21 protein-coding genes are annotated in these 26,820 nt (G+C 55.2%); 6 read left to right on the top strand and 15 right to left on the bottom strand.

Annotation, left to right across the window (positions count from 1 at the left end):
• The first annotated feature begins 28 nt into the window (after positions 1 to 28).
• The gene (locus tag ACN0IC_RS09780; RefSeq protein ID WP_416878596.1) at positions 29 to 640 is read left to right on the top strand and encodes a hypothetical protein; all 612 of its coding nucleotides are present in this window, start codon (positions 29 to 31) and stop codon (positions 638 to 640) included.
• Positions 641 to 692: 52 nt separating this feature from the next.
• Complete coding sequence (locus ACN0IC_RS09775; RefSeq protein WP_416878595.1) at positions 693 to 1,547, top strand: UDP-2,3-diacylglucosamine diphosphatase; 855 nt, start codon at positions 693 to 695, stop codon at positions 1,545 to 1,547.
• Positions 1,548 to 1,978: 431 nt separating this feature from the next.
• Here the strand turns inward: ACN0IC_RS09775 and ACN0IC_RS09770 are convergent, their stop codons facing one another.
• Genes ACN0IC_RS09770 through ACN0IC_RS09755 form a run of 4 tightly spaced genes read right to left on the bottom strand, consistent with a single transcriptional unit; the run spans position 1,979 to position 4,039 of the window.
• Entirely contained in the window at positions 1,979 to 2,386 is a 408-nt protein-coding gene (locus ACN0IC_RS09770; RefSeq protein ID WP_415811696.1) for a Fur family transcriptional regulator, read from the bottom strand.
• A gap of 40 nt (positions 2,387 to 2,426) precedes the next feature.
• Positions 2,427 to 2,852, bottom strand: coding sequence for a GNAT family N-acetyltransferase (locus tag ACN0IC_RS09765; protein WP_416878594.1), 426 nt, complete (start codon positions 2,850 to 2,852; stop codon positions 2,427 to 2,429).
• A complete protein-coding gene (tsaB, locus tag ACN0IC_RS09760) occupies positions 2,849 to 3,463 on the bottom strand; it encodes a tRNA (adenosine(37)-N6)-threonylcarbamoyltransferase complex dimerization subunit type 1 TsaB (protein WP_416878593.1) in 615 nt (204 codons plus the stop codon). The genes ACN0IC_RS09765 and tsaB overlap by 4 nt, the downstream gene beginning before the upstream one ends.
• Positions 3,464 to 4,039: a NifU family protein gene (locus ACN0IC_RS09755; RefSeq protein ID WP_416878592.1), complete on the bottom strand. Its 576-nt coding sequence runs from the start codon at positions 4,037 to 4,039 to the stop codon at positions 3,464 to 3,466.
• Positions 4,040 to 4,116: 77 nt separating this feature from the next.
• Here ACN0IC_RS09755 and ACN0IC_RS09750 point away from each other — a divergent pair, with 77 nt between their 5' ends.
• Both ACN0IC_RS09750 and ACN0IC_RS09745 read left to right on the top strand, forming a co-directional pair.
• Positions 4,117 to 5,106, top strand: coding sequence for a M48 family metalloprotease (locus ACN0IC_RS09750; protein ID WP_416878591.1), 990 nt, complete (start codon positions 4,117 to 4,119; stop codon positions 5,104 to 5,106).
• Positions 5,103 to 6,092 carry a M48 family metalloprotease gene (locus ACN0IC_RS09745; RefSeq protein WP_416878590.1) on the top strand — a complete coding sequence of 330 codons (990 nt, stop codon included), beginning with the start codon at positions 5,103 to 5,105 and terminating at the stop codon, positions 6,090 to 6,092. Before ACN0IC_RS09750 ends, ACN0IC_RS09745 begins: the two co-directional genes overlap by 4 nt.
• A 9-nt stretch (positions 6,093 to 6,101) precedes the next feature.
• On the opposite strand, the gene ACN0IC_RS09740 is transcribed toward ACN0IC_RS09745, so the two are convergent.
• From ACN0IC_RS09740 to ACN0IC_RS09690, 11 genes are all read right to left on the bottom strand, one after another.
• On the bottom strand, positions 6,102 to 6,623 hold the full coding sequence (locus tag ACN0IC_RS09740) for a copper chaperone PCu(A)C (protein WP_416878589.1): 522 nt from the start codon (positions 6,621 to 6,623) through the stop codon (positions 6,102 to 6,104).
• A 1-nt stretch (position 6,624) separates the two neighbouring features.
• The gene (gene trpS / locus ACN0IC_RS09735; RefSeq protein WP_416878588.1) at positions 6,625 to 7,650 is read right to left on the bottom strand and encodes a tryptophan--tRNA ligase; all 1,026 of its coding nucleotides are present in this window, start codon (positions 7,648 to 7,650) and stop codon (positions 6,625 to 6,627) included.
• A 9-nt stretch (positions 7,651 to 7,659) separates the two neighbouring features.
• Positions 7,660 to 9,240 (bottom strand): murein biosynthesis integral membrane protein MurJ, encoded by a 1,581-nt coding sequence (gene murJ / locus ACN0IC_RS09730; protein ID WP_416878587.1) that lies wholly within the window; start codon positions 9,238 to 9,240, stop codon positions 7,660 to 7,662.
• 37 nt (positions 9,241 to 9,277) lie between these two features.
• Entirely contained in the window at positions 9,278 to 12,094 is a 2,817-nt protein-coding gene (locus tag ACN0IC_RS09725; protein WP_416878586.1) for a [protein-PII] uridylyltransferase, read from the bottom strand.
• Complete coding sequence (mutS, locus tag ACN0IC_RS09720; protein ID WP_416878585.1) at positions 12,094 to 14,805, bottom strand: DNA mismatch repair protein MutS; 2,712 nt, start codon at positions 14,803 to 14,805, stop codon at positions 12,094 to 12,096. Before mutS ends, ACN0IC_RS09725 begins: the two co-directional genes overlap by 1 nt.
• Positions 14,806 to 14,860: 55 nt before the next feature.
• Positions 14,861 to 16,183 (bottom strand): AmpG family muropeptide MFS transporter, encoded by a 1,323-nt coding sequence (locus ACN0IC_RS09715; protein ID WP_416878584.1) that lies wholly within the window; start codon positions 16,181 to 16,183, stop codon positions 14,861 to 14,863.
• A 65-nt stretch (positions 16,184 to 16,248) separates the two neighbouring features.
• Positions 16,249 to 17,664, bottom strand: coding sequence for a response regulator (locus ACN0IC_RS09710; RefSeq protein ID WP_416878583.1), 1,416 nt, complete (start codon positions 17,662 to 17,664; stop codon positions 16,249 to 16,251).
• 119 nt (positions 17,665 to 17,783) lie between these two features.
• A complete protein-coding gene (locus ACN0IC_RS09705) occupies positions 17,784 to 19,370 on the bottom strand; it encodes a YifB family Mg chelatase-like AAA ATPase (RefSeq protein ID WP_416878582.1) in 1,587 nt (528 codons plus the stop codon).
• A gap of 88 nt (positions 19,371 to 19,458) precedes the next feature.
• Entirely contained in the window at positions 19,459 to 20,127 is a 669-nt protein-coding gene (locus ACN0IC_RS09700; RefSeq protein WP_416878581.1) for a hypothetical protein, read from the bottom strand.
• A gap of 29 nt (positions 20,128 to 20,156) precedes the next feature.
• The gene (locus tag ACN0IC_RS09695; protein WP_416878580.1) at positions 20,157 to 21,296 is read right to left on the bottom strand and encodes a hypothetical protein; all 1,140 of its coding nucleotides are present in this window, start codon (positions 21,294 to 21,296) and stop codon (positions 20,157 to 20,159) included.
• A 78-nt stretch (positions 21,297 to 21,374) separates the two neighbouring features.
• Positions 21,375 to 22,607: a dicarboxylate/amino acid:cation symporter gene (locus ACN0IC_RS09690; protein WP_416878579.1), complete on the bottom strand. Its 1,233-nt coding sequence runs from the start codon at positions 22,605 to 22,607 to the stop codon at positions 21,375 to 21,377.
• 238 nt (positions 22,608 to 22,845) lie between these two features.
• Here ACN0IC_RS09690 and ACN0IC_RS09685 point away from each other — a divergent pair, with 238 nt between their 5' ends.
• Both ACN0IC_RS09685 and ACN0IC_RS09680 read left to right on the top strand, forming a co-directional pair.
• Positions 22,846 to 25,278 (top strand): DNA translocase FtsK 4TM domain-containing protein, encoded by a 2,433-nt coding sequence (locus ACN0IC_RS09685; RefSeq protein WP_416878578.1) that lies wholly within the window; start codon positions 22,846 to 22,848, stop codon positions 25,276 to 25,278.
• Positions 25,279 to 25,404: 126 nt separating this feature from the next.
• Positions 25,405 to 26,820, top strand: a complete 1,416-nt coding sequence (locus ACN0IC_RS09680; protein ID WP_416878577.1) for a circularly permuted type 2 ATP-grasp protein — start codon at positions 25,405 to 25,407, stop codon at positions 26,818 to 26,820.

Here is a 26,820-nt window from a genome sequence, read left to right as displayed (position 1 = left end):
GCGGCGAGCTTGAGAGTAACAACATAACATGCGCCAGCTTCTATTTAGTCTTATCGTTCTGTTTTTCGCCGCAATAGCAAACTCGGCATACGCCTGCTCTTGCAGTTACGGCGGATATTGGGTGAGCGATTTTGTGCAAAATAAAGTCGTGTTTAGAGGGCAGGTTTTGAAATCCGAATGGTTAGGGGAGTATGTGGCCGAGAATGGACGGCCGCGTTTGAATGATGCCGAAACTACATTCCGAGTTCTTACCCCGCTGAAAAAAGCTCCTCTTGGAGAGATAAAGATTAAACACAGTAGCACGGGAAATTCTTGTGGTATGAATTTCGCTATGGGCGAGCGAGATTTCGTTACTGCCTACGAAGGGGAAGGTGATAAAATAGTTACAAATTCATGTACATTGAATGCAGTTGATGAAATCACTTTATTAAATTATTTCGAGAAAGGCGAAGATGTTTATATTCCGTCTTGGAACGAATGCTCCGAAGAACAAATAGCTAATCCGCAAGACCCTAAGAATTGCTACTATTTGAGCATCGAAGCTGAGCTAGCACGAGCAGACGAAATGTCCGATAGGCGACTCAAAGAGTGGAAAGCGCGACGCGAAGCCCGTAAAGCAAATGAGAAAACTGACGAATAAACGTAAAAAATACGTCACACTTACGTCACAGAATCCCCTTAGGGCGCGGATTATGGGGACGCCTCGCAAAGCTTCGAAAAAGACTTTTCCGAAACCGGATTATCGGGCGATGTTTATTTCCGATGTCCATCTCGGCTCCAAGGGATGTCAGGCCGACGCGCTCTGTAATTTCCTTAAACACCATAATGCCGAGACGCTCTATCTGGTCGGCGATATCATCGATGGCTGGCGGCTCAAGAAGAAATGGTTCTGGCCGCAGGCGCACACCAATGTCATCCGCCGCATTCTGACGGCGAGCAAACGCGGGAGCGATGTCCGTTATATCGCCGGAAATCATGACGAATTTCTGCGCGGCTTTCTGAAATTCAAGGTCAATTTCGGCGAAGTCAAACTCTCCAATCGCGAAGTGCATATTGGCGAGGACGGCAAACGCTATCTGGTTGTTCACGGCGATATGTTTGACGGGCTGATGCGGGCCGACCGTAAATGGATCATGCATCTGGGCGATAACGCCTATAACCTTTTGCTGTGGGTGAATACGAAGCTGAACTTCATCCGGCGCAAGCTCGGCCTACCTTACTGGTCATTGTCCAAAAGTCTGAAAAAGCGAACCAAACGGGCGATGAACTTCATTCACAGCTTCGAAGAACAGGTCGCCGATTACTGTCAGCGCAAAGGCTTTGACGGCGCGATTTGCGGCCATATCCATGTCGCGGAAATGCGCGACATTGACGGCATTACCTATATGAATGATGGCGACTGGGTCGAGAGCTGCACCGCGCTGGTCGAGCACCATGACGGGCGCTGGGAAATCCTGCACACACAGCCCCATGGTCAGCGGGAACTGGATGAGGCTTATTTTGAGAAGGAATTAAGGGACGCTGAGGCGCTCTTGGCGGCGGAGTGAAGTCAGGACGTCTCTATCCGCCCCCACCATTTGCCGGAATATAGCCGCCAGAATAATAGGCCTGAAAATGTGCCTAAAAGAACGTAAATAAAGAAGGCCAAATTAATTGGGTTTCCCATGAGTAAGCATGCGAAAGCCGTCACCGAAAAACCTAAACCTATTGGCAGGATCGGATGTTCGAAACGCGTGCGCCTGGCGAGAAAATAAACGGGACTTAAAAACAGTAGGCAGGTATAAATAATGATCCCGCCATAAACTATAATTATTTTGCCCCAGCTTAACAGGTTTTCTATATCTTTTCCGCCCATTATGGGGGGCTCAGAAATATAAAAATTCCATATATAAACAGGCAGAAGGCAGCAAAGAATATAAAATAGAGGCGTCAGTAAAAAGGCCCGAACAGGCCGCCTGGCCGGAGCCTCGGGCACACCCTATTTCTTCTTTTTCCCGTATAGCTCCAGACGGTGATCGACGAGTTCATAGCCGAGCTTTTCGGCAATCCTGTGCTGAAGCTTTTCGATCTCTTCATCCATGAACTCAATCACTTCGCCGGAGGAGACATCGATCAGATGATCATGGTGGTCGGCGTCGGCCGTTTCGTAGCGCGCGCGGCCATCGCGGAAGTCATGGGTTTCGATAATATTGGCATCGGCAAAGAGGCGGACGGTCCGGTAAACGGTCGCGAGCGAAATATTCGGATCCTTATCCGAGGCGCGGGCGTAAAGCTCTTCGGCGTCGGGGTGATCATCCGCGTCAGACAGAACCTGCGCGATGATACGGCGCTGATCCGTCATCCGAAGCCCGCGTTCTGCACATTTTTTTTCAATCCAATTTGGCATGGTTTGGGTTTACTACCCATAAACCCCGACGTCCAGAGCCTTATAGGGATTTTGAAAAGGTAATCGACGCCACGCGGCCATTCGGGGTGCGGTAATATCGGGGGCGGCGGCCGACCGCCTGATAGCCGCAGGATTTATAGAGCGATTTGGCGCTATCGTTTAATTCCGATACGTCCAGAAACAGCGTTTCTACTCCGTCGGTCTGGAGGATTTTTTCGGCTTCCGTCAGGAGCTGCCGGGCCAAGCCCTTTCTGCGGTGGTCGGGATGTGTGGCGATGGTCAGGATATCGGCCTGATCCCCGCCAATTTGCACCAGAATAAACGCGGTAAGCGGATCGCCGAGGCCAAGGCATAAATCCTTGTCTATATGTAGACGCATTTCTGCTGGCGGCCAACCGGCGGAGAAAGACTTTCGGTGAATTGTGGACATTAAGGGCGCATCAGACGGCCCTAATTGGCGTATCATAAGGCGATTGCGGGCGGCGTCAGACCGCCGGGAAGCTTGGCGTCTGGCCCCCGCGAATAGAGCGGCAAAGCGGGCGCGGAATGCGGCGTCTCATGCTGGGCAAGCCAGGCCAGTAAAATTGTGGAAATCGGCCTGTCCCGGACAATAATATCGGGGCCGAGCGCCTCAATCAGGGTTTCAGCTTCTTCGGCTTTATGGGTGACAGGCGCAATTTTGGCTTTTCCGTTTTTCCACGCGGCCCAGCAAAGCTCTCCGCGCCGCACATCGGCGACGCTGACCACACACTTTTCTTGTTCGGGGTCGGATTCCCGCGCCCAGATTTCCAGAGATGACAGACCGATGACCGGGAGCTTTCGCGGCAAGGCAAAGCCTTTGGCAAAAGACAGCGCCACGCGTTGTCCGGTGAAACTGCCGGGACCTGTGCAAACGCCGACACGCGAGACGTCAGAAATATTGCGTCCGGCGTGATAAATCATGTCTTTTACGAGGGGAGCGAGGCGTTCGGCGTGGCCGCGTCCGATCGGTTCGGAGACGTGCGCGATAATGCGGCCTTCATCGACCAGAGCGGCAGAACAGGCCTTGCCTGTCGTATCCAGCCCCAGAGTCAGCAATTAGATAGCCTGTTCTACGCGGGTCACTTCGGGGACGTAATGTTTGAGCAGGTTTTCAATCCCGCTTTTCAGCGTCATGGTCGAGCTCGGGCATCCGGCGCAGGCGCCGCGCATTTCCAAATAGACAGACCCGTCATCATCGTCGAAATGGCGGAACACAATATCGCCGCCATCCTGCGCCACGGCAGGACGAACGCGAAGTTCGATCAATTCCTTGATCTGTTCCACAATTTCCAGCGTTTCGCCTTCATAGACGCGGTCTTCGGCTTCGGAGTCCTGAATTTGTTCCAGCAGGGGTTTGCCGCCAGCAACATAGAAATCCATAATCGCGCCGAGAACGGCCGGTTTCAGGTGCTTCCATTGCGCGTCGTCAACCCGGGTGACAGAGACATAGTCCGTCCCGAAAAAGACCCGCTCGACATCCGGGATCATGAACAGCATTTCGGCCAGAGGCGCACGCGAAACATCTTCGCCGCGCGCAAATTCGAGCATCTTGCCATCCTTGCCGACCACGTCCCGTCCGGGCAGGAATTTCAGTGTCGCGGGATTGGGCGTATCTTCGGTCTGTATAAACATATCTCTAATGTGGCCCTTTGTCTGTCTCTGTTCAAGACGCATTGACGCCGCGGCCACAAATTTGCATGAGTTAATACATGTCGTCTCCTGCCCGATTTATCGCCGTTTCGGCGCTTTCGGCCCTCCTTCTGGGGTGTACCAGCCTTGATACGCGCTTGCCGGGCATCGACCAGACCGCGTTAAAAGCGGAAAAACAGTTTCAGGAAAACCTCGCTCTGACGGAATGGGACGAGATGGCCGCCCGGCTTTTATCCGTGGGCCGTCCGATATTGGTCGCCAATCAGGGCCTCTGCCCGAAAACAGGGCCGGATATCGGCGTGCTGACGCATGAGCTGGACAATTATGAAAAGCGGCTGCGGGACGGGGCAAAGCGTGAACTCGGAATCGGAGACGAAACAGAGCTGTTTCAAATTGCCCAGGGCAGTCCGGCAGAGAAAATCGGTCTTTCGCGCGGCGATATCATTCGGGATGAGGACGGCGATGAACTGGATGTCCGCGACATTCAAAAAGCGCTCGAAGACAATAAGAGACTGACGCTGGAGAGCGGCGGGGACAAGCTCCCCTTGCGTGTAACCCCGGATAAGGCCTGCGCCTATCGGCTTCGCTTGAAACAGAGTTCAGATGTCAATGCCTATGCGGACGGCCGGAATATTACGGTGACAACCGGAATGATGGGCTTTGTCGAAAATGACGAGGAACTGGCGCTGATTATTGGCCATGAACTGGCTCATAATACGATGGGACATATTCGAAAAGTGATTGTCAATCTGATCCTTTCCGGCCTGGCGACGCGTTATACGCGCCCCTTTGAGTCCGAAGCCGATTATGTCGGTCTCTATTATGCCCGCCGGGCGGGATATGAAATTGACGGCGTTGAAGATTTCTGGAGGCGTCTGGCCAAGGCAGAGCCGCGGAATGTCGGACGGGCCAAAAGCCACCCGACATTTCCAAGCCGCTATCTTCGCCTCGCGGCCGCGCGGGCTGAAATAAAAGCCAAGGAAGAGGCTGGGGAAACACTGGTGCCGAATTTCAAAGGTTCGTCTTCCGAAGACGCGTCCTCGTCATGATTCGGCGCGTTTTCACATTCTGCCTGGCTTTGGGGCTTTTGGCCTGCTCGGCGCCCGAGGCAGAAAGCAATGGGCCTGAGGATAAAGACGCAGAGGAGATCAGCCCGGCGCCGTCCCTTGTCCCTGATCTGCCGGAGCCAGATTTGGAGTTATCAGATTTTTCGCATCTTCTGGATGAATATCGACGCATGAATGACCGACTGGACCGCGTTAGTGCGCCCTTGCGCTTGGCCAATGCGCCGCTGTGTCAAAAGACCTTTCGGGATCCAGGATTTCATGCCCATTCACTTGAAGATTATCCGGAGGAACTTCGTCAGGTGGCGCAAAGACTGATGGGGGTACAGCCGGAGGCGATCTATGTGCGCAGTGTGCGCCGCGGCTCGCCTGCGGATGAAGCCGACATTCAGGTCGGGGACAGAGTTCTGCGTCTGAACGGGCAGGCCGTGCCAGGCGGCTCAACCATGAGGCGGTTTTACAGCGCCCTATCGCGGAGCGCCTTTGGGGCGCGCAACACAAAGCTCACCCTGCGGTCTCCAGAAGGACAGGATTACGAGACCCGCCTGCAACCCGCGACGGCGTGTGACTATCCAACCCGCGTATTCTATTCTCAAGCGATAAACGGCCACACGGATGGGCGGGAGATTTACATAACTTCCGAACTTATGCGGGTGGTGCCGGATGATGTAAATCTGGCTCTGATCGTGGCACATGAAATGGCCCATGCCATGGCCGGACATATAGAGGAAACTCCGACGCGAGAGCTTGAGCTGGAGGCTGACCGGATGGCGCTGGTTTTAATGGACCGCGCCGGATATGATATCGACGCGGCGATTGCCTATTGGGCGGAGGCTGCTCATCCACACCGTAAACTTCAGGATAATTCGGAAAGTCATCCCGCGATAAATGAGCGATATGAAAATTTCAGACAGGAACAGGTCCGCCTCAATGACTTGAAACGGGCCGGAAAAGACTTGGACTTTGACTAGGCCCTGGAATTAATGACCCGAGCCGTGATCCATTTTGTCGCTCATTTCCCTGTCTTCGTCAGGTTCGCCTATCGGCATGGTCATTGTTGCCGGCGCCGCATTTTCGTAAGTCAGCGTCACAGAAACCTCTTCCGCGTTCTCCGGAATGTTCGCGCCAAACATCATGATGTGGTAGCTACCGGGCTTGAAATTGACCGTCTCTCCACTCGGTAAATCGACTCCGTCAATTCTACGCATTTTCATCACGCCGTCTTCTTCAATGTGATTGTGGATTTCAACATTTTCGCTAATTGGACTGCTGACGGACACCAGACGGTCATCTTCTCCGTTATTCGTCAAAGAGAAAAAGCCTGCGGCTATATCCCGGCCGGGAAAAGGCGGCTGGACGTAAATTGAAGAGACGACAACACCCCCGTCCAGTCTATCCGGGGTCGTCGTGGCCGTGAGAGGCTCATGAATTGGTGCGGGACTTTCGGCGTACCCACAGCCAGCCAGAGCCAGAGCAGACGCGGCTAATATAAGATATTTCATTTTAAGCTCCACTAAATCCGATAATCCGCCGCACGTCGGCCACGATCGGATCGGCAATTTCAGACGCCTGATCGGCGGCATTCGACAAAATTCGGTCCAGCTCATCCGGTGCGGCCAGATAGCGGTTCATAAGCTCCGTAATCGGGGCAAGGGTTTCTACCGCCAAATCAGCGAGAGCGGGTTTGAACACGCCGAAACCCTGTCCCGCATATTCGGCGACAATGTCGGCGTCACTGCGTTCTGACAAGGCGGCATAAATCCCGACCAGATTTTTGACTTCGGGCCGGCCTTCCAATTCTTCCATCGTCTCCGGCATCATTCCGCCGTCCGTTTTCGCCTTGCGAATTTTCTTGGAAATTGTGTCGGCATTATCCGTGAGGTTAATTCGCGAATTATCTGACGGGTCGGATTTGGACATTTTGGCCGTGCCGTCCCGCAGGCTCATCACCCGAGCGCCTGCCCCTTTAATAAGGGGTTCCGGTAAAGGAAAGAAATCAACGCCAAAGTCATGGTTGAATTTGGTCGCAATATCGCGGGATAATTCCAGATGTTGTTTCTGATCTTCCCCGACAGGCACGTGTGTTCCTTTAAAGGCCAAAATATCTGCCGCTTGCAAGACCGGGTAGGTGTAAAGGCCGACGGAGGCCTTCTCTGCATTTTTCCCGGCTTTATCTTTGAATTGAGTCATCCGGTTAACCCAACCCGTTCGGGCGACGCAGTTAAAATACCAGGCAAGTTCTGTATGGGCGCGCACAGCAGATTGGTTGTAAACAATGGCTTTTTTGGGATCGACGCCGGAGGCCAGAAAAGCCGCCGCGATTTCACGGGTTTGAACAGCCAGCTGTTTCGGATCTTGCCAGACCGTGATGGCGTGCAAATCTACAATCGCGTAAACGCACTCCATCTCGTCCTGAAGGTCGACGAACTTTTTCAGGGCGCCGAGATAATTGCCAAGATGCAAAGCGCCGGAGGGCTGAACACCGGAAAAGACCCGATTAGGGCCCTGATAGGGAGTTTGATCTGTCACACTATGTCCTTATGCGCGCTTGCGGGAAAACGCGTCGCGAATATCACTGACCCCGAAAGCCCGCAAGACCAGAGCCGCAAGAATATAGAGCGCGCCGCCTGCGCCGCAGATAAGGGCGAGCAAAATCAAATCCATAATCAGGCCGTAATCCTCGAAATCCGGGAGGAAGGGAAGGGCAAACCATAGCCCTATGCCCATTACGGCGCTGGCCAGTCCGATGCGCGGCAGGCGGCTGATAAGACGGGCGTCCGGATCCAGATGTGTTGTCCGGAAAAGCGATCGGGACAGACAGACGACATTCACCCAAGCCGCGATAGAGGTAGCAAGCGCCAGACCTTCAAAGCCGATGAGATTGAAGAGTAATAGCCCCAATATGATATTCACGATCGCGGAAATGGCCGCAAATACCATGGGGGCTTTCGTGTTTTCCCGGGCAAAAAAGGCCGGAGTCAGTACCTTGATCAAGACAAAAGCCGGCAGGCCGAGGGCGAAATATCGAAGGGCCTTGGCTACTTGCAGGGTCGTCTCGGCAACAAATTCGCCCCTTTGATAAAGTCCCGCAATCAGGAAGTCGGGAATGACAAAAAGCGCGACCGATGCCGGAAGGGTGAGGAAAGCCGCAATTTCAATCCCTCTGTTGAATGAATTCCTGGCCCCGATTTCGTCTCCGGCGCGGATCCGACGAGATAAAGCCGGCAAGAGCGCTACGCCCATGGCGATACCGATCATACCCAGCGGGAGTTGATAGAGGCGGTCGGCATAAGTCAGCCAGCTGGCCGCGCTGTCGCGAAACGTGGCAATGGTATGGGACACCAACAGATTAATCTGGGTGATGCCTGCGGATAAAAGCCCCGGAATTCCCAAAATGACCAGACGTTTAACGCCGGGGGTCAGGCGCGGGCGGCGCAGGCCGATTTTAACGCCGGCTTTGCGGCAGGCCCAGAGAACGGCGCCCATCTGCGCAATTCCTGAGAGCGTTACGGCGACGGCGAGGCCCATTCCAAGACCTGACTTGCCGACTCCTAAAAGAGGCAGGCCCAAGAGCGAGCCAATCATGAAGATATTCAATATGATCGGGACAGCGGCGGCGACGCCAAACAGGCCCCGCGTATTCAATATACCCGAAAACAGCGCCGCCATCGACATGAACAGCAGATAGGGCATGGTAATCCACGCATAGGCCACAGCGAGGCTATAGGGCGCGATTCCGTTTTCGAGCGGGGTCTTGTCCAGCCCCCCGCCAATTATATTGAGAGACCACGGCATGGTCAGCTCGAAGAGGATGACCAGAGCCCCAACGGCTACAAAAAGCACCGCCATTGTCTCGGATGCGAATTCATCTGCTGCCGCTTCGCTTTCCTGCTCAATACGCTTGGCATAAAGCGGTACAAAGGCGGCGTTGAACGCGCCTTCGGCAAACATGCGGCGGAAAACATTCGGCAGTTTGAAAGCGGTAAAGAAGGCGTCACTGACCGCCCCGGCGCCGAGGAAGCCGGCAATGAGAATATCCCGCGCCAATCCCAGGACCCGGCTGACCAGTGTCAGGGAGGCGATGATGGCGGTGGATTTTAAAAGGCGCTGCTCTTTCATCGCGTCTTTATCTTTGCTGGTTCACGGGTTTGCAGGCCTAAGCCGCTTGGGAAATCTGCGGGGACAAAAGGTCTGTAATCTGTTCTTTTAAAGGTTTTCTGATGGTTTTGGGCAAAGCGCAGTTTTTAAGGCGTCCATCCACTGTCCCCGGCAAGCAGAGATAAAAGGCATCAATCGCGCGCGCGCCGACCACTTCAATATGGGCGGAAAGGACTTCAACGTCATTATCTCTGAATATAGAGGCAATGTCAGAAAGAAGACCCGGCCGGTCCCGACCTTCGATCTCCAAAATGGTGACATCCCCGGAGTCGTTTTTAACGAATTTCACGCGGGGTTTGACCGGAATTGCCCCGGCTCGCCGCGACGCAATGGGTTTGGGAATGACCATATCCTTAACATCTCCGAGCGCGGCGCGTTGCGCTCTTTTCCTGAGCGTCTCGAGCGCGTGTTGGCTCTGGCGTCCAAAAGCGAGCTTTTCGGTGTTTTGTAAATAGAAAACATTGAAAACCTGACCCTTTTCTCCTGTATGGAGACGCGCTCCGGCAATTGTCGCCCCGCAGCTTGAAATTGCTTTCGTCAAATCGGCAAATAGGCCGGAGCGGTTCCGCGTTAGAACCCATAATTCGGTAATATCGCGATTGCGCGTCAGCCGCGTCTGAACCGCCGTATCCACTTTATCCTGAGACACCTGATCGAAAAAGCGGGCATGCCGTATCATATCGGCCATATCGAAATTCAGCCAATAGGTCTGGGTCAGCTCCTCCAGCCGGTCAAAAATTCTTGCATTCATCTCTGGCGAAAGTTTTTCGCTGAGCTGTTCGCGGGCAGCATTGGCTTTGGCGGCGGGGGCCAGGTCTTCGTGACCTTCGAGATAGGCCGCCGTCGACGTATAAAGCCCGCGCAGCAGCACGCCTTTCCAGTCATTCCAGATGCCGGGGCCGACCGAGCGGATATCGACAACTGTCAAGGCGAATAACAGGTTCAGCCGTTCCAATGATCCCACAAGTTTGGCAAAATCCGCAATGGTTTCAGGGTCTGAAATATCGCGTCTTTGCGCGGTTTCGCTCATATCCAGATGGCGGCGGATAAGCCAGGCCACCGTGTCGGTGACATTTTTATTCATGCCAAGACGGCGGCAGGCGCGGCGTCCCAATTGCGCGCCTTCTATACATTGGTCGCCTTGCCCTTTACCCGTATCATGGAGCAAGCACGTCAGATAAATAATAAGGCGCTGTTCCTTGGTAAATTGCGCCGCGATTTCAGACACAATCGGCAGGTCTTCCTTAAGGCGGTCATCTTCGAGATTATCAAAATTATCGACCAGGCGGAGCGTATGCTCATCCACCGTATAGGCGTGGTGCATATTGAACTGCGTGCGCGCGACAATGCCGCCAAATTCCAGAAGGTAACGCCCCAGGACGCCGGCTTCATTCATGATTTTCAGCGTGGCATAGGGCGCTTTGGCCTTGAGGAGAATATTTTTAAATATTTTCGCATTCTCCGGGTTACGACGAAACTCGGTATCAATAATATTGCGGCGGAAATCGATGGCCGAGAAAGCGTCGGGATGGATATCCAGATTCCGTCGTCCGGCGGTTTCAAAGAGTTGTAAAATAATTGACGGGTTATGCCGAATTTGCAGCGGATCGGCAAAGTTCAATCGCCCATAATCAATTCGCAGATTTTTGTTCTTCAGATTGCGTCTTGAGCGCGGCAGGAGCGCTTCGAGGCCGGAAGGCAGGCGCAGGGCTTTTTCTTCTTCGAGCTTGGCGCAGGCAATTCGGGTCAGCGCGCCCACTTCTTTGGCATTGGTAAAATATTCGCGCATGAATTTTTCGACGGCAATTTCGATCGGGCCGGAGGCATAGCCCATTTTTCGGGCCAGCTCTGTCTGTTTGTCAAAACTGAGCGTTTCGGTTGGCCGGCCTGAGACGAGATGCAGCCAGATGCGGGCGCGCCAGAGAAAGTCTGCAGCATGTTTAAACCGCGTGGCGGCTTGCGCGTCAAACAGGCCCAGTTCGACATAGCTATCGGCCAGTTGCGGGTCGGTGATGCGGTTTTCCTTATCCAGAAAACGGGCAATCCAGTAAAGCACATGCAAATCCCGCAATCCGCCTTTGCCTTCCTTGATATTGGGCTCAATCACATAGCGGGAATTGCCTTCGCGCTCATGCCTCATATCGCGTTCATTCAGTTTTTCCGCGATATAATTGCGCCCTTTTCCGCGCGTCACGTCTTTTCTGAATTTAGTATATAAAGTGTCGGCCAAAGCTTTGTCGCCGCGCAAAAACCGCAAATCCAGAAGCGCGGTCAAGATGGTCTGATCTTCTTTGGCCAGGCTGATGCACTGATCCACCGTTCGGCTCGCATGGCCGACCTTCAGGCCCAGATCCCACAGCATATAGAGCATGAATTCGGTAACTTGCTCGGTATAGGCCGAGCCTTTGCTTTCCGCCGTCAGGAACAAAAGATCGACATCGCTTTCCGGCGCCATTTCCGCGCGGCCATACCCACCCACCGCGCACAGAGCGAGCTTTTCTGACGGGGTTGGATTGGCCGCCGGGACTTCGTGGGTGAGTGTATATTCGAACAGGCCCAATATGACCGTATCGTGGATCGCCGCAATCAGAGAGGCCATTTCCAATCCGCCAAGGCGTCCTTTGGAAAATAGCTCTTCCGCGCGCGCCATCCCGGTGGAAAGCGTCTGGCGCAGAACTTCCAGAACCCGCTCGCGTTTCTGTTTGCCGCCTTCTTCTGCAATCTTGTCCAGGGCGGCCCGCAAATCGTCGCGATTCAGCCCGCTATCTATGGCGATGGGCCGATCAGGCAGGGAAAGTTTCGGAGCGCGGGCCATTAGGAGAGTTTCGCTTTCAGATCATAGAGAAGATCAAGGGCCTGCCGCGGAGAGAGGTCGTTTACATCAAGCGCTGACAGAGCCTGCTCCACCTCTGAGGGCGGCGGCGGAGCGCTGGGGGCGGGACTGGCCGTAAATAAAGGAAGCCCGCCCAATAGGTCCGTCTCTTTAGCGCCGGTGTCCTTTTCAGATTCCAGCTTGCGTAAGACGTCCTGCGCCCGGTCTGTTGCGAGGCGGGGCAGCCCGGCCAGCCGCGCGACCTGCACGCCGTAGGATTTATCCGCCGCGCCCGGGCGCACGTCGTGTAAAAAGACGAGCTCGCCTTCCCAGTCCTTTGCCCGTAAAGAGGCATTACCGGCGGCGTCGAGAGTGTCGGCCAGATCCGTCAGCTCGTGATAATGGGTGGCGAAAAGCGCGCGGGATTTATTGACGCTGTGAAGATGTTCTGTTGTGGCCCAGGCTATGGACAGACCGTCAAAGGTCGAGGTTCCGCGACCTATCTCGTCCAGAATAACAAAACTTCTCTCTGTGGCCTGATTAAGGATGGCCGCTGTCTCAATCATTTCCGTCATGAAGGTTGAACGGCCTTTGGACAGATCATCCGACGCGCCGACACGGGAAAACAAGGCGTCGGCCACGCCGATATGGGCTTGCTGCGCGGAAACATATCCGCCTGCTTGCGCCAGAACGAACATAAGCGCGTTTTGGCGAAGATAGGTGGATTTACCCGCCATGTTCGGCCCCGTTATTAGGGTCAGCCGATTGGCGGGGGCTACGGGGCTGGCGTGTCCTTCCGCATTGAGTTGGCAGTCATTCGGGGTGAAATCGGCGGCGCCGGATTTTTGCAGAGCGTCGCGCACAACCGGGTGGCGGCCGGCCTTGATGTCAAAGCAAAGGCTGTCATCAATTGCGGGGCAGGACGCGCCGGTTTCGGCGGCCCACTCTGCCCAGCCGCACTGCACGTCCAGTAAGGCGAGGGCCTGGGCGCTGCGCCGTAAATCTTCGGCAAGCGCCCGCGCCTGCGCCGCAAATTTTTCAAACTCTTCGATCTCCAAAGCGCAGACTTTATCCGCCGCCCCGGAAATTTTGGCGTCCAGATCCGCCAGTTCGGTCGTGGTAAACCGAATGCCCGATACCAGAGTCTGGCGGTGAATAAACGGACTGTCCGGGCCCTTGTTCAACATGGTGTCGGCGTGTTTCGGCGAGACTTCGATGAAATAGCCGAGCACATTATTGTGTTTGATTTTCAAGGTCGGCACGCCTGATTGCTTGGCATAATCCGCTTGCAGCCCGGCGACAATTTTCCGGCTATCATCGCGCAGGGTTTTCAGCTCATCAATCGCGGGCTGCCACCCTTTGGCAATAAAGCCGCCGTCGCGGGCCTGCATCGGCACGTCGGGGGTCAGCGCTTTGCCCAGATCGCGGCGAAGCCCCGCGAGGTGTTCTTTATCACTCAGACTCAGATTTTTCAAAATCGTTTCGAGGTGAATAGGCAAAAGCAGGTCAGGGTGTTTTGCAAACTTCGCGCAAATCGCTTCGCCAACGCCCAGCGTGTCCCGGACAATAACCAGGTCACGAGGTCCGCCGCGCCCCAGACTCAGGCGGGAGGCGGCGCGGGCCAAATCTCCGCATTGGGCGAGATGGGCGCGCATAGCCTCTCTAAGGGATGGCTGGTCCACAAAAAAAGTCACAGCGTTTTGGCGGTTTTTAATCTCGGAGACGTCTATTAGCGGCCGGGCCAGATGATCTGCCAGTTCCCGCGCGCCGGCCCCTGTTTTCGTGCGGTCAATGACGGAAAGAAGCGAGCCTTTGCGCGTGCCTTTCTGGGTACGGTCAATTTCCAGGCTGGCCCGTGTGGCTGGATCAATCGCCATAAATCCGGCGGTGGCGCGGCGCGTGGGCGGCGACAGCTGGACGGGATTGCCGGCCTGCGTCAGTTCCAGATAATCCAGAAGAGCCCCAGCCGCAGAGATTTCCGCTTTTGAAAAACTCCCGAACCCATCCAGGCTCTCGACATTAAACTGTGATTTCAATTGCCGCTCCCCGGCGCGGGCGTCAAACTTTGTCCCCGCCTGCGGCGTCAGAGAGATACCGTCCAAGGGCAGTCCGGACATAAAGTCCGCGTCCTGATAAAGCGATTCGGAAAGCAGAAGCTCTCGAGGGCGTAGCGCCGCCAGCTCTGTGGCCACGCGCTGCCCGCTCATATCGGCGGTGCAGAACAGACCGTCGGAAATATCGGCCCAGGCAAGGGCAAAGTCTCCGGCCAGGGTTTTCGAAATCGCCGTGATAATATTGCGGCCGCGCGCTTCCAGCAGATTATCTTCGGACAATGTGCCCGGCGTGACGAGGCGCACCACTTCGCGGCGGACTACGGCTTTGCTGCCGCGTTTTTTTGCCTCTTTCGGGTCCTCGGTCTGTTCGCAAACCGCGACGCGGAAGCCTTTTTTGATGAGGCGCTGAAGATAGGTTTCAGACGAATGAACGGGGACGCCGCACATAGGAATGTCCTGCCCGGCATGTTTCCCGCGCTTGGTCAGCGCAATATCAAGCGCAGCGGCGGCGCGCACGGCATCATCAAAGAAAAGCTCGTAAAAATCGCCCATGCGATAAAACAGCAAAGCCTCCGGTCCCACATCCGCCTTGATAGACAGAAACTGGGCCATCATCGGCGTGACTTTCGTCGCTTTCTCTGTTGCGGTATTGGCGTTCATGACGGGCGGAAATTCGCGTATATCGGCGCGCGGCGCAAGCCCGTTTGCCTGTTATTTACGTCGCTATTTCCTTGTCCCTTATGCCTTTGGCGGCGTTTGGCCCAAAGAAGAGAAGAATAAGCGCGAAAATGATCGCCGGAATGCCGAGCGCCGCAGAGAAAAGAAAGAAAAGCTCAAACCCCATTTTCTCGGCAATAAGCCCCGTAAATCCTGACAGCGTCTTGCCGACCAGATTGAACATCGAGGACAGGAAAGCATATTGGGTCGCCGCAAATTTCAAATCACAAAGAGAGGAGAGATAGGCAATGAAAATAGTTGCGGCAAAGCCCGCCGCTAGATTATCCGCCCCGACCGTGACGAACAGATAGGCTGTTTTAGGATCTGATACGGTCGAGAGCCAGGCAAAGGCGCCATTGGTAATCACCATCAGGATAGAGCCGATTAACAGGCACCGCATCAGGCCGAACCGAATGGAAATCGCGCCGGCGACAAATCCGCCAAAGATAACCGGCCAAGGCCCGAAAAAGCTGGAGACCAGTCCAACCTGAATTTCCGTAAAACCGACAGATTGATACATGGGCTTGGCCATTGGGCCCATGGTCTTGTCGCTGATGAGATAGGTGGCCACGAGCAGAAACACCAAGGGCGTCCATTTTCCGAGCCGCGTTAGAAAGCTGAAAAAGGGTTTGACGATATACTCGACGCTGGCCTCGCCGATGGAGTCCATTTTCCGGCGAATGTCCCGGTGAGGCTCCTTGATGAAAAAGACGATGCAGCCATTCACCGCCATCACGCAGGCCATAAAAAAGTAAGCAAAATTCCAGCTCGTCAGACCGGCGACGATATAGGACAGCCCCGCGCCGATAATGGCGAGTCGATAGCCGAGGACATAAGTCGCGGCCATATTCGTCTGGCCGTCGCCCGGCGCGGCCTCTATCCGCCAGGCATCAATCGAAATGTCCAATGTTGCGCCAGATGTCGCGAGTATGACCGCCCCTAACGCCAAAAACCTGACCGACGTCCCAGGATCCGAGGACGCGATAACCAGCATCCCGCAAATTGTGCCGATAATGGCCGCGAGCATCCAGGATCTTCGATGGCCCATGGCGCGGGTCAAAAGCGGAATCTTGAGATTATCGACAAGAGGCGCCCAGAGGACTTTGGCGGTATAGGCAAGACCGATCCAGGCGAAGAAACCGATAACTCCCAGATCGACGCCTTCTTGTTTCATCCAGAAGGCGAGTTCTGAATATATCAGCATATAGGGGAGACCCGAGGCGAATCCCAGCGACATCATACCGAGCATTTTTGGCTGCAGGTAGGAGAGGAAGACTTCGCGCCAACTCCGCTTCGGTTTCGTCATATCCGCTGTGCTCATGACCTGTCTTTGCCTATTTCAGACAGAGGCGTCCAGTGAGTTTTGGAGTTAAAGAAGAGACGCGACTACGCTGCGTCTTTTTTAGCCTGATCTCCGGTCCAGGTTCTAACCATCTGAGTCAGTTCTTCGGCGCTGACGGGTTTCGTCATGAAATCATTCATGCCGGAATCAAAACAGGCGTTCCGGTCATCATCAAAGGCGTTGGCGGTCAGGGCGATAATCGGCAGCTCTTTCGTGACATTCGGCAGAGCCCGGATTTTACGGGTCGCCTCCAGGCCGTCCATATTCGGCATACGCATATCCATGAAAATCAGATCATAGCTCTGGCTTTTCATGGCTTCGACGGCCAATACGCCGTCCTCCACCGTTTCAACGGTATGGCCTTCGGCTTCGAGCAAGGTCCGCGTCAGAAGGGCGTTAATGGCATTGTCCTCGGCCAGAAGAATGCGTTTTTCAGGGCCTTGGGAGGCGGCGTTATCAGACGCGGGCCCTGTTTGGGGCACTTCTGCGCTCTCTCCGCCGCTAGTCTCCGGAGCCGTGGTTTTCGCGGGGGGCGTCTCTTCTTCCACTCCTAGTGCCTTGGCAATGACGGCGTCCCGCCAATTATTCCCTAGAACGGCGCTGTTTTCTTCCAGAGGTAAAGCGCGTCGTTCAAAATCGCGTTGTTCCCTCTTCTCTGCTTCTGACGGAGAGGTTTGAGCCGCATAACCGGTTTCGGAAGACGTTTGAGACTGCGCGTTCGGATTTGAGGCCTCAGGTCCCTGGCTTGCGCCCTCTTCCTCTGCAGCGGGGGCGTCTTCTGACGCCATATTGGCAATCGCCTGAAAATCCTGCTGTTCCTGAGAAACCGGGGGCTGCTCTGTCTTTGGCGGCAGGGCGGGCTCTGTCACCGCATTCGCGTCTTGATACTCTGACGTTTCCTGCGCCGCTGCGGGCGTCGATAAAGGCTCATATTCCTGCGATGTATCGGCCGGAGCCGCGTTATCATGGGCGTCATGAGGCTGCTCGGGCGCAGTGTCATATGCCGGGTCGGGATAAGAGGCTGGCTCCGGTTCTTCATAAGCGGGCTGGTGCGAGGCTTGCTGCTGGGCGGCCAGTTGGTGCGGCGCCGAATCTTGAGACTGCGGAGTTTGCGGTTGCGGCGCTTCTACGCTGACAAAAGGGCTAACATTCCTTGCCAGAGCGAACGCCGTTCCATCAGGGGCGCTTTGTTCAATCCAGTCGTAAATGTCTTCGGACTGATTCGGGTCCTGTGACGGCATGCGGGTTTCGAATCGGTAGGGCACGGGGTAGGCCCCGGGTTCGGTCGGCTGCGGAGCCGGCCAGCCTTGCAGCACATTTCCGGTCCAGGCTTCGACAGTCCCTCCGTAAAGCTGCAAAAACGCAGCATTAATGAAGAGAATACGGCCCTGTGAATCGCGCTTCATGACAGGATCTGGCCAGAGCCAGAACTGCGCCGCGATGGATTCATGTGATGACATATGCACCCTTCTTGCCCCAAAATAGGAGTGATTTAGGATGTAATGTGCCTGTTTAATCTAAAAAATAGGTTACTAAATCTGGAAAAACCTTAACTTTTTTGTGATGTCCCGAAAAAGCGTCAGGAATAATAGGGGTTTTTAGAATGCCGCGAAGCGGAGCGTGCATATTGCCCCGCATCTGGATGAGCCAGCTTTTGCCCGCTGATTAACCCTTTTCTCGCCCGTCGATGGGACAGGCTTTCGGCAATGTGAAGCCGGCGGATTTGTTCGGATCCGGCCAGATCGGCCAGAGTGCGGGCCACCCGCAGGACGCGGTGATAGCCGCGCGCAGTAAGGCCCAGGGTTTCTGCCGCCTGAATGAGTAATTTTCGGCCATCAGAATCGGGCTCCGCGACATGATCCAGACGGTCTTGAGGCAATTCGGCATTGGTCACGCCGCCATTGCGGTCCATTTGAATTCGCCTCGCCCGGGCCACGCGGTCAGCCACCTCTTTCGTGCCCTCTTTGGACGGCGGCAGGGCAAGGTCGGCCGGCGTGACAGCCGGGACGTCAATTTGAATATCCATCCGGTCCATGAACGGGCCGGAGATGCGCGCCTGATAATCGGCCGCGCAGCGAAGGCCGCGCCGGCACGCGACGCCGTCCGCGCCGCCGCTTCCGCAGCGGCAGGGATTCATGGCGGCAATAAGCTGAAACCGCGCGGGATAGCGGACATGAGCATTGACGCGGGCGACCGAAATTTCTCCGGTCTCTAATGGCTGGCGCAGACTGTCCAGAACGGTCGGCGTAAATTCCGGTAACTCGTCGAGAAACAAGACGCCGCGATGCGCCAGAGAGGCTTCGCCGGGTTTGGCCTTGTTTCCGCCGCCGACCATAGCCGCCATGGAGGCGCTGTGATGCGGGGCGCGGTAGGGCCGCGCGCGGGACAGCTGCCCCCGATTTAAAAGCCCCGCCACGGAATGCACCATGGACACATCCAGAAGTTCATTGGCCGAGAGCGGCGGCAGGAGACCGGGCAGACGTTCTGCGAGCATGGATTTACCAGAGCCGGGCGGCCCCACCATCAGCAGATTATGCCCGCCCGCGGCCGCGACTTCGAGCGCCCGCTTGGCCGTTTCCTGTCCGCGAACGTCGCGCAGGTCCACGCCTGTTTCGGGGTCCAGCATCTGACCCGGCTGGGGCCGTGAGAGCACTTGCGTGCCTTTGAAATGGTTCATGATTTGGACAAGCGTTTGCGGCGCAAGCAAAGGAAGGTCCCCTGCCCACGCGGCCTCTGCCCCGTTGGGCTCAGGGCAAATCAGTCCGAAATCATGGCTATTGGCCATCACCGCCGCCGGGAGCGCGCCGGGAACAGGGGCAATCGTGCCGTCCAGCGCCAGCTCGCCAATGGCGACAAAGTCTTCAATCGCGTCGGAGGGTATAGCGCCGATCGCGGCCATAAGGCCGAGCGCTATCGGCAGATCGTAATGCGCGCCCTCCTTGGGCAAATCCGCCGGCGCCAGATTAATGATCACGCGCTTTCCCGGAAGGAAAAGACCGAGCGAGGCAAAGGCGGCGCGCACGCGTTCGCGTGATTCGGCCACCGCTTTATCGGCCAGTCCGACAATATTGAATATGGGGCGAGAGGCGGACGAGACCTGAACCTGCACATCGACGCGGCGCGCTTCTGCGCCTTCGAAAGCCACTGTTTGTATCCGTGCCACCATGATGCGCCCTTTCTGCGCTTTAAAGTAAGCAGAACAAAAAGAACAAATCAAGAACTTATTTAAAGGGATTTATGAAAAACTGAACGGATTAAGCAAGGCCCACACAACGCAAAGCCCGGAACTTATCGGCGCCATGCGGAAAAATGAGAGGCTGCTCGGCATGCCGCAAAGGATCGCGCATACGATAACCCTGAGAGGAGCGGTCCAGAATGACCGCCCAGTGAGACCGTCCATTGGGCAGGTAGAACTGAACCAGCGGATAATAGCCGTCTACAATGCACTGATTGATCAGGCCCGCATCCACGCTTTTATAAAACCTCGCCTTGGCCTGCCCATCGGTGACTTTGCGAATGCCGTCCCAGATAAGCCAGCCGCGCGGCGTGAAACTATCGGCCTGCGTCAGCCGCCGATTAAGATCAGACGGATCGGTTTTAAAACCCAGATTGACCAGGGCCATGCTGGTGGCGGTGACGAGACATCCATCGGCCCCTAGCGTTCCGTCAGAGCGGCCAAGCTGCTCATGCGCCCAGCGGCGATCCTTTTGGTAAAAGGCCACACGGTCGGGCAGGGCCGTCTGGCTTTGCAGAGGGCGTTTTACGGTGGGGGAGGCGACGCCAGCTGTGGAGGAGGCGCGTTTTGGCGTGCTACCGCAGGCCACAAGCAAGAGCGCCAGAGCGCTTATTAAAATCCATCTCAACATAGAGAGCATGTAGCGCCGAAGGTTTAAAAGAGGGTTAGGAAAAAGAGGCCGCCCCACGCTTTCCTTTGTTTTTGTTCAGCGGCGGCTTAGTCCACGCAGAGGCCAGGCTGAACTTTTCCGCCGAGCACTTCGGAATAGCAGCCAAAGGGATTATTGGTTTTCTGGCATTGGCCGCTCACCGCGTTGCTGTCCTTGCCGCCGACGTCCGTCACGCATTTTCCCTGACAATTGGAACTGTCGATGCAGATATTTCCGCCGTCGGAATAGGTCATGGTGCAGCGCTCCGCGCCCAAAATTCCGGCGCGTTCGACAAAGCCGCCCTGAGAGACGCACTTGGCGCGGTCCTCTGCGCTCAGGGTTCTGTCATTCTCCGGAGGCGGCGCAGGCGTCGGAGGAATGGGCGGCGTCAAGGGGTCTGACGGGGTTTGAGTAGGGTCCAAAGTCTGAGCCGATAAAGCGGTGAGACTGTAAAGCTTTTTCAGCCGATCGCCATTGTGGCTTATCCGGGACATGGAGTTACGAACATCCAATTCAATCAGTATTTGGCGGTTCATATCAAACAGGTAAATAGACTCGTTATCATGCCCAATCTGTTGAAACTCGAATATCTGGCCGGACTCGCTGCGTTCTATCCAGGTCTTTGCACCGCGTTTTTCAAAAGCTCCATTTTGATAGGCCGCGCGGGTAAGCGTGTCCGGTCTTGGCGTTTTTTTCGCCGGGCCTGGAGCCGGGACTTTTTTGCCGGGCGGGCTGTAATTTGGCGGCGGCATACGCTCCACTGGGTTGCCGCGACCTTCCTGCGCCGCCGTCATAATTGGGTCAATTTTGGTGATGCGGTAAAGCTGCGCCATCGGGTGGCCCGGCCACTGACCTGAAATGGTTTTCGCGTCCAGCCGGATAAGAAGTTCGACACGACCCGTGTCATTTATCAAGCGCAAACTCTGCGTGTCATAGGATTTCGTTCTGAACTGGTACCTTTCCGCCCCGCGGAAATCATATTCCGTCCAGACATCGAAATTGTCCAAATCCTGTACCAATCTCCCGCCGACAAAATGAATGGTGTGAAGCGGCACGCGCGGCGCGTCGATTTCAACTGCGGCCTGAGCCGAGACGGAAAAGAAGGCGGCGCTCAAGCTCAACGAAAAACAGGCGAGTAGGGCGATGGCCGCCTGCCGCCCCTGACGCGCCAGAGTTGATAGCCCGGAGAGACGAGATAAACGCTTCATAATACTCACCTTAATTTGTTACCAAACCAAACTCTGCCGCCTTTATGATTACACTATACCACAAATCTTGACCCAAATTTAAGCGTCTTCAAGCGTTTTCGGGGTTTTATAATAGAGTTTCAACCCATTTGCCGTGCTCATGGAGTCGGATTGCGTGTTCATGACGGTCCGCAGGCGATCCAGAATCAGCGTATCAATCGTGATAATCAATCCCGTCACATAAGTCGCATATTCAGCGGAAACACCCTGGCTGACCAGAATTTCCTGCAAGAGAACGACAGAGGCGGACGGCGTCCCGGCGGCGGCTGTTGCGAAAATGAGGGACTGGAAGCCGACAACCACCATTTCGCCCAGGCCGAACTCAAGACCAAAGGCTTTCATCGTATAAAGCGAGAGAAGCAGCAGTCCAATCAAGGTGCCGACCATATTGATTGTCGCGCCGATGGTGAAAAACGGCGTGCTTTCATCCCCATTTGCGCCCAGCTGATCACAGGCGACTTTCGTAGCTGGAAGGGTAGCGATAGAGCTGGAGGTGGAAAAGGCCACCAAGGCTTGCGGCAGGACGGCCCGCAAGACGAAAGCAATACCGTGTCCCTGAATAGCGGCTGTGACCAGCACCATGGTTATCCAGATAAAGCCCATGGCAAAAAGATAGGGCAATAGAATTGACACGAGAATAGTCAGCGTTTCCACACCGCCCGGTTTGTTCAGGGCGAGCGTAACAGAGCCGAAAACCGCGAGAGGAATCGTGATCTGAAGGAACTTTCGGAATCCGGCGATAAAGAGGTCCGACATCTGGTCGGCCTTTTCTCCGAGGTCGATTTTCTTCAGTGCCAGACCGAAAATAAGGCCGGCATAGATGGAAATCATCAGAGCAGAGGTCAGGACATTATAAATCTTGATCGCGAAGGGCGTGGCCGCCAGTCCGGCGCCGCTACCGGCCGTCGCAGACGGGGCAGGCAGAGGGTTTAAGCCTGAAAAGATAAAATAGCCAAGAATGGCGAGAGTCATGCCGATGAGCGAGAAGCCGACAAAAAACCCTAAAACCCGAATGAACTTTGCGCCCATACCGCCGCGCGAAATCGCAACGGAACTGGCAATACTCATGATGATAAGAGCGTACATGAGAGGGGCAAGCGGAACGAAGAGAGCGTCTTTGGCCAGCGCGGCAATTGATTTGGCCAGGGTTACGTTTCCAACCATAATCGGCTCGGCGAGAAATGAGGCCCCCAAAGCCCAAAGTCCAAAGGCGAGACCCGCCGCCACAACCACCAAAAGCAGAAGCGACGTGTTATAAAGACGTTTCAACATATATTTCTAATCCCTTTAAATCCCCAAAGGCCTCATGCCCTCAAGCCGCTGATTATTTCGACTTTTTTATTTGAACGACACTAGCCAGAAATTTCAAAGCGGAGCAAGGGCTGAAATTCAACTGCGCCTCACGAAAGCAGGAGGGCAGGCTGCAAGAGAGAAGAAAATATACGTAAGCTTTAACCCACCCTTTACTCTCGTCCTTCACACTCTCTTAAGATTAAAGGACAAATTTCTTATGACACCACCCCCTTCCGCCACGGCCCAGAATGAGATGGCTTATGATCCGGAGATGGTTCATGCCATGATGGCAGAGCTGGAGGCGGCGCAGATCGGCCCGTTTCAACGGGCGGCCAAGGCGCTTATCCTGATCGCGGTTTCGGCGTTTATTTTGCTCTCCGTTATCAGCTATAATCCATTTGACAACACAATGGATACGGCGGGCATTGGCGAGACTACGAACTGGCTGGGCACGCCGGGGGCGGGTTTTGCCAACTGGGCCATGCAGTTTCTGGGACTCGGCTCAATCCTGGCGGGCCTTCTGACGCTATTTACCGGGGTCCGGGCGCTTATTCGTCCGCGCCCCTATTTGAACAGATGGGACAGACTTCGACGCTTCAGTCTTTGGGCCGGAACAATTATTTTCGGGACCGCGACCGTGGCGGCGTTCCCCATTTCGCAGAACTGGCCCATGGCCACGGGACTTGGCGGCTGGATTGGCGATCTGATTTTCCTCAATCTGCGAGGATTGGTCGAGCCTTTCAACATTCCTTTCACACCCGCGATTATTGCCTCTCTCACCTTTATTCTGGCTGTCTTCTGTCTGGGTCGTTTCATGCGGATCGTGGCCAAGGACCTCGTCGACGTTATGGACGCTGCGGGTCTTGTCTGGGCCTATATCCGTATGGGCCTGGATCATGTGGCGGTTTTCCTCGCAAAAGTTTTCCGCAAATTATTCAAAACCGCTTATGTCGATGATCTGGCAGAACCCGCCGGAACGTCCAATCTCTTTCGGGACATTCCGGACGAAAAACCGGCTCCGATCTCCGTAAAAACGCCGGCCTATGCGGCTCCAGTGTCCGCCCCTAAACCCGCCCCTGCCAAAAAGAAAAAGAAGACCAAAAAGAAAGCCGCCAAACCAAAACAGCCGGAGTTCAACTTCCCCGAAGGCTCGGATTTTGTCCTGCCGGGACTGGACCTGCTCAAAACACCGCCGCCGCGTGCGGATCATCATGACCATGCCGCCCTGCAGAAGGCCGCAGAGCATTTGCATCAGGTCATGGGCGAATACGGCATTGAAGGCGAGATGCGTGACGTGCGCCCCGGCCCTGTTGTGACATTATTTGAATTTGAACCTGCTCCCGGCGTAAAAAGCTCGCGCGTTATTAATTTGGCCGGAGACATTGCCCGGAACATGTCCGCCAAATCCGCCCGGATTGCCGTTGTGCCCGGACGCAACGCCATGGGCGTGGAAATGCCGAATAAACGGCGAGAGACCGTCTGGCTGAAAAACATGCTCGCCTCGGATACATTCGTGAACTCCGACGCGACCCTGCCTTTGATCATGGGCGAAGATATTGGCGGAGAGCCATTTGTTGCCGATCTGGCCAAGATGCCGCATTTGCTGGTCGCCGGTACAACAGGCTCGGGTAAATCCGTGGCCGTCAATTCCATGATATTATCTCTGATGTACAAGCTGACGCCCGATCAGTGTAAGTTCATCATGATTGATCCGAAAATGCTCGAATTATCCGTTTATGACGGCGCGCCGCATTTGCTGGCCCCGGTTGTAACAGAGCCGAAAAAGGCTGTGGTGGCCCTTAAATGGACCGTGCGGGAGATGGAAGACCGCTACCGCAAAATGTCCAAAGTCGGCGTCCGCAACATGGAAGGCTTCAATGAACAAGTTGCAGAATTCAAAGCCAGCGGCGAAACCCTGACCAAAACCACCATGACCGGTTACAATAAGGAAACGGGCGAGCCGGAATATGAAACCGAAGAGCTGGAATTCGAGCCCATGCCGAATATCGTGGTCGTCATTGACGAAATGGCGGACCTGATGATGGTCGCCAAGAAGGAGATTGAAGGCTCGGTTCAGCGTCTGGCGCAAATGGCCCGGGCGGCAGGCATTCACATGATTACGGCGACCCAGCGCCCCTCAGTGGACGTTATTACCGGAACCATCAAAGCCAACTTCCCCACGCGGATTTCCTTCCGCGTCGGCTCTACCATTGATAGCCGGACTATTCTCGGCGAGAACGGCGCTGAGCAGCTCCTCGGCAATGGCGATATGCTCTATATGGGCACAGGGCGTCCGCGCCGTTTCCACGGGCCGTTTGTCTCGGACGGCGAGGTGGAACGCGTGGCAAAGTTTGTCAAAGCCCAGGGCGCGCCGAGCTATCTCGAGGATATTACGACCGAGCGGGAAGAAGATGATTCGAGCGGCAGTTCCTCCGGCAGCGGGGATGAGGAAGGGTCTCTCTTTGATCAGGCCGTGGCCATCGTCGCCCGCGACCGCAAAGCGTCCACCAGCTATATTCAGCGCAAGCTTTCCATCGGTTACAACCGCGCCGCGGATCTGATTGAGCGTATGGAAGGCGAAGGCATGATCAGCGAAGCGGCCTCCGGCGGCAAACGCGAAATCTTCTTGCCGGATCAAGAGGCTTTCTAAAGAGTTTGGTTGCAAGCCGATTACGTTCGCACAAAACTTGTTCGCCGGAGCGTGTCGCTAACCCCCTGTTCTAATTAAGTGGAACATTTCCATCTTTCGTGTATATTTAATTATAGCGGGAGATTTATGAAGTTTTTTAACGAGATGATGGCCGATGAGATTTCGGCAAGAGAACCCTACCAGTTATATAAAGACTGGTTCGATTCACAGGACCCAAAAGCCCTAAAACGAAAATCCGCCGAGGCGGAAGCCGTTTTCCGGCGGACCGGAATCACCTTTAATGTCTACGGCAAGAAAGACGCGGAAGAGCGTCTTATCCCATTCGATATCGTGCCAAGAATTATTGGCGCGCGCGAGTGGACGAAACTGACCAAGGGCATTGATCAACGCGTTCGCGCCATAAATGCGTTTCTTCACGACATTTATCACAAGCAGGAAATTCTGAAAGCCGGGCGAATCCCCCAACATCTTATCGAAAACAACGAAGCTTATTTGCCGCAAATGATCGGGGTCACCCCGCCCGGCGGCGTCTATACCCATATTGTCGGGATAGACATTGTCCGAACAGGCGAGAGTGATTTTTATGTTCTCGAAGATAATGCCCGCACGCCTTCCGGCGTCTCTTACATGTTGGAAAACCGCGAGACGATGCTGCAAATGTTTCCGGACCTCTTTGCGCAAAACCGCGTGCAGCAGGTCAGCGATTACCCTCATTCCCTGCGGCGGTCCTTATCGGACTGCGCGCCGCCGGCCTGTAAAGGCAAGCCGGTTCTCGGCGTCCTGACGCCCGGCATTCATAACTCTGCCTATTTCGAACATGCCTTTCTGGCCGACCAGATGGGCGCGGAGCTGGTCGAAGGACATGACATTAAAATAGAAAACGGTCGGGTCTGTATGCGCACCACTGAAGGGTATGAGCCGATTGACGTGCTTTATCGCCGCGTCGATGACGACTATCTTGACCCGCTGAATTTCAATCCGGAGTCCATGTTGGGCGTGCCGGGTATAATGGATGTTTACCGCGCAGGCGGCATTACGATTGCCAATGCGCCGGGGGCCGGCATCGCCGACGACAAGGCCATCTATTCCTATATGCCGGACATTATTGAATTTTACACGGGCGAAAAAGCCTTGCTCGAAAATGTGCCGACCTGGCGCTGTTCGGAAGCGGAGTCTCTGGCCTATGTGCTGGAGCATTTGCCCGAACTCGTCGTCAAGGAAGTCCACGGCTCCGGCGGCTACGGCATGCTGGTTGGACCGGCCGCAAGTAAAAAGGAGATCGCGGAGTTTCGGAAAAAACTCGAAGCCAAGCCCGGCAATTATATTGCCCAGCCGACCCTGGCCCTCTCCACCACACCCGTTTTCACGAAATCGAAGCTGGCGCCGCGCCATGTCGATTTGCGTCCCTTTATTCTGGTGAGCCCGAACAATATCAATATTACGCCGGGCGGCCTCACCCGTGTCGCGATGAAAGAGGGGTCCCTTGTGGTGAATTCCTCTCAAGGCGGCGGCACCAAAGACACTTGGGTGTTGGAGGACTAG

Origin of the sequence: Litorimonas sp. (assembly GCA_029936425.1) — a bacterium.
Classification (GTDB): domain Bacteria; phylum Pseudomonadota; class Alphaproteobacteria; order Caulobacterales; family Maricaulaceae; genus Litorimonas.
This window is presented reverse-complemented; position numbering and strand designations above follow the sequence as displayed.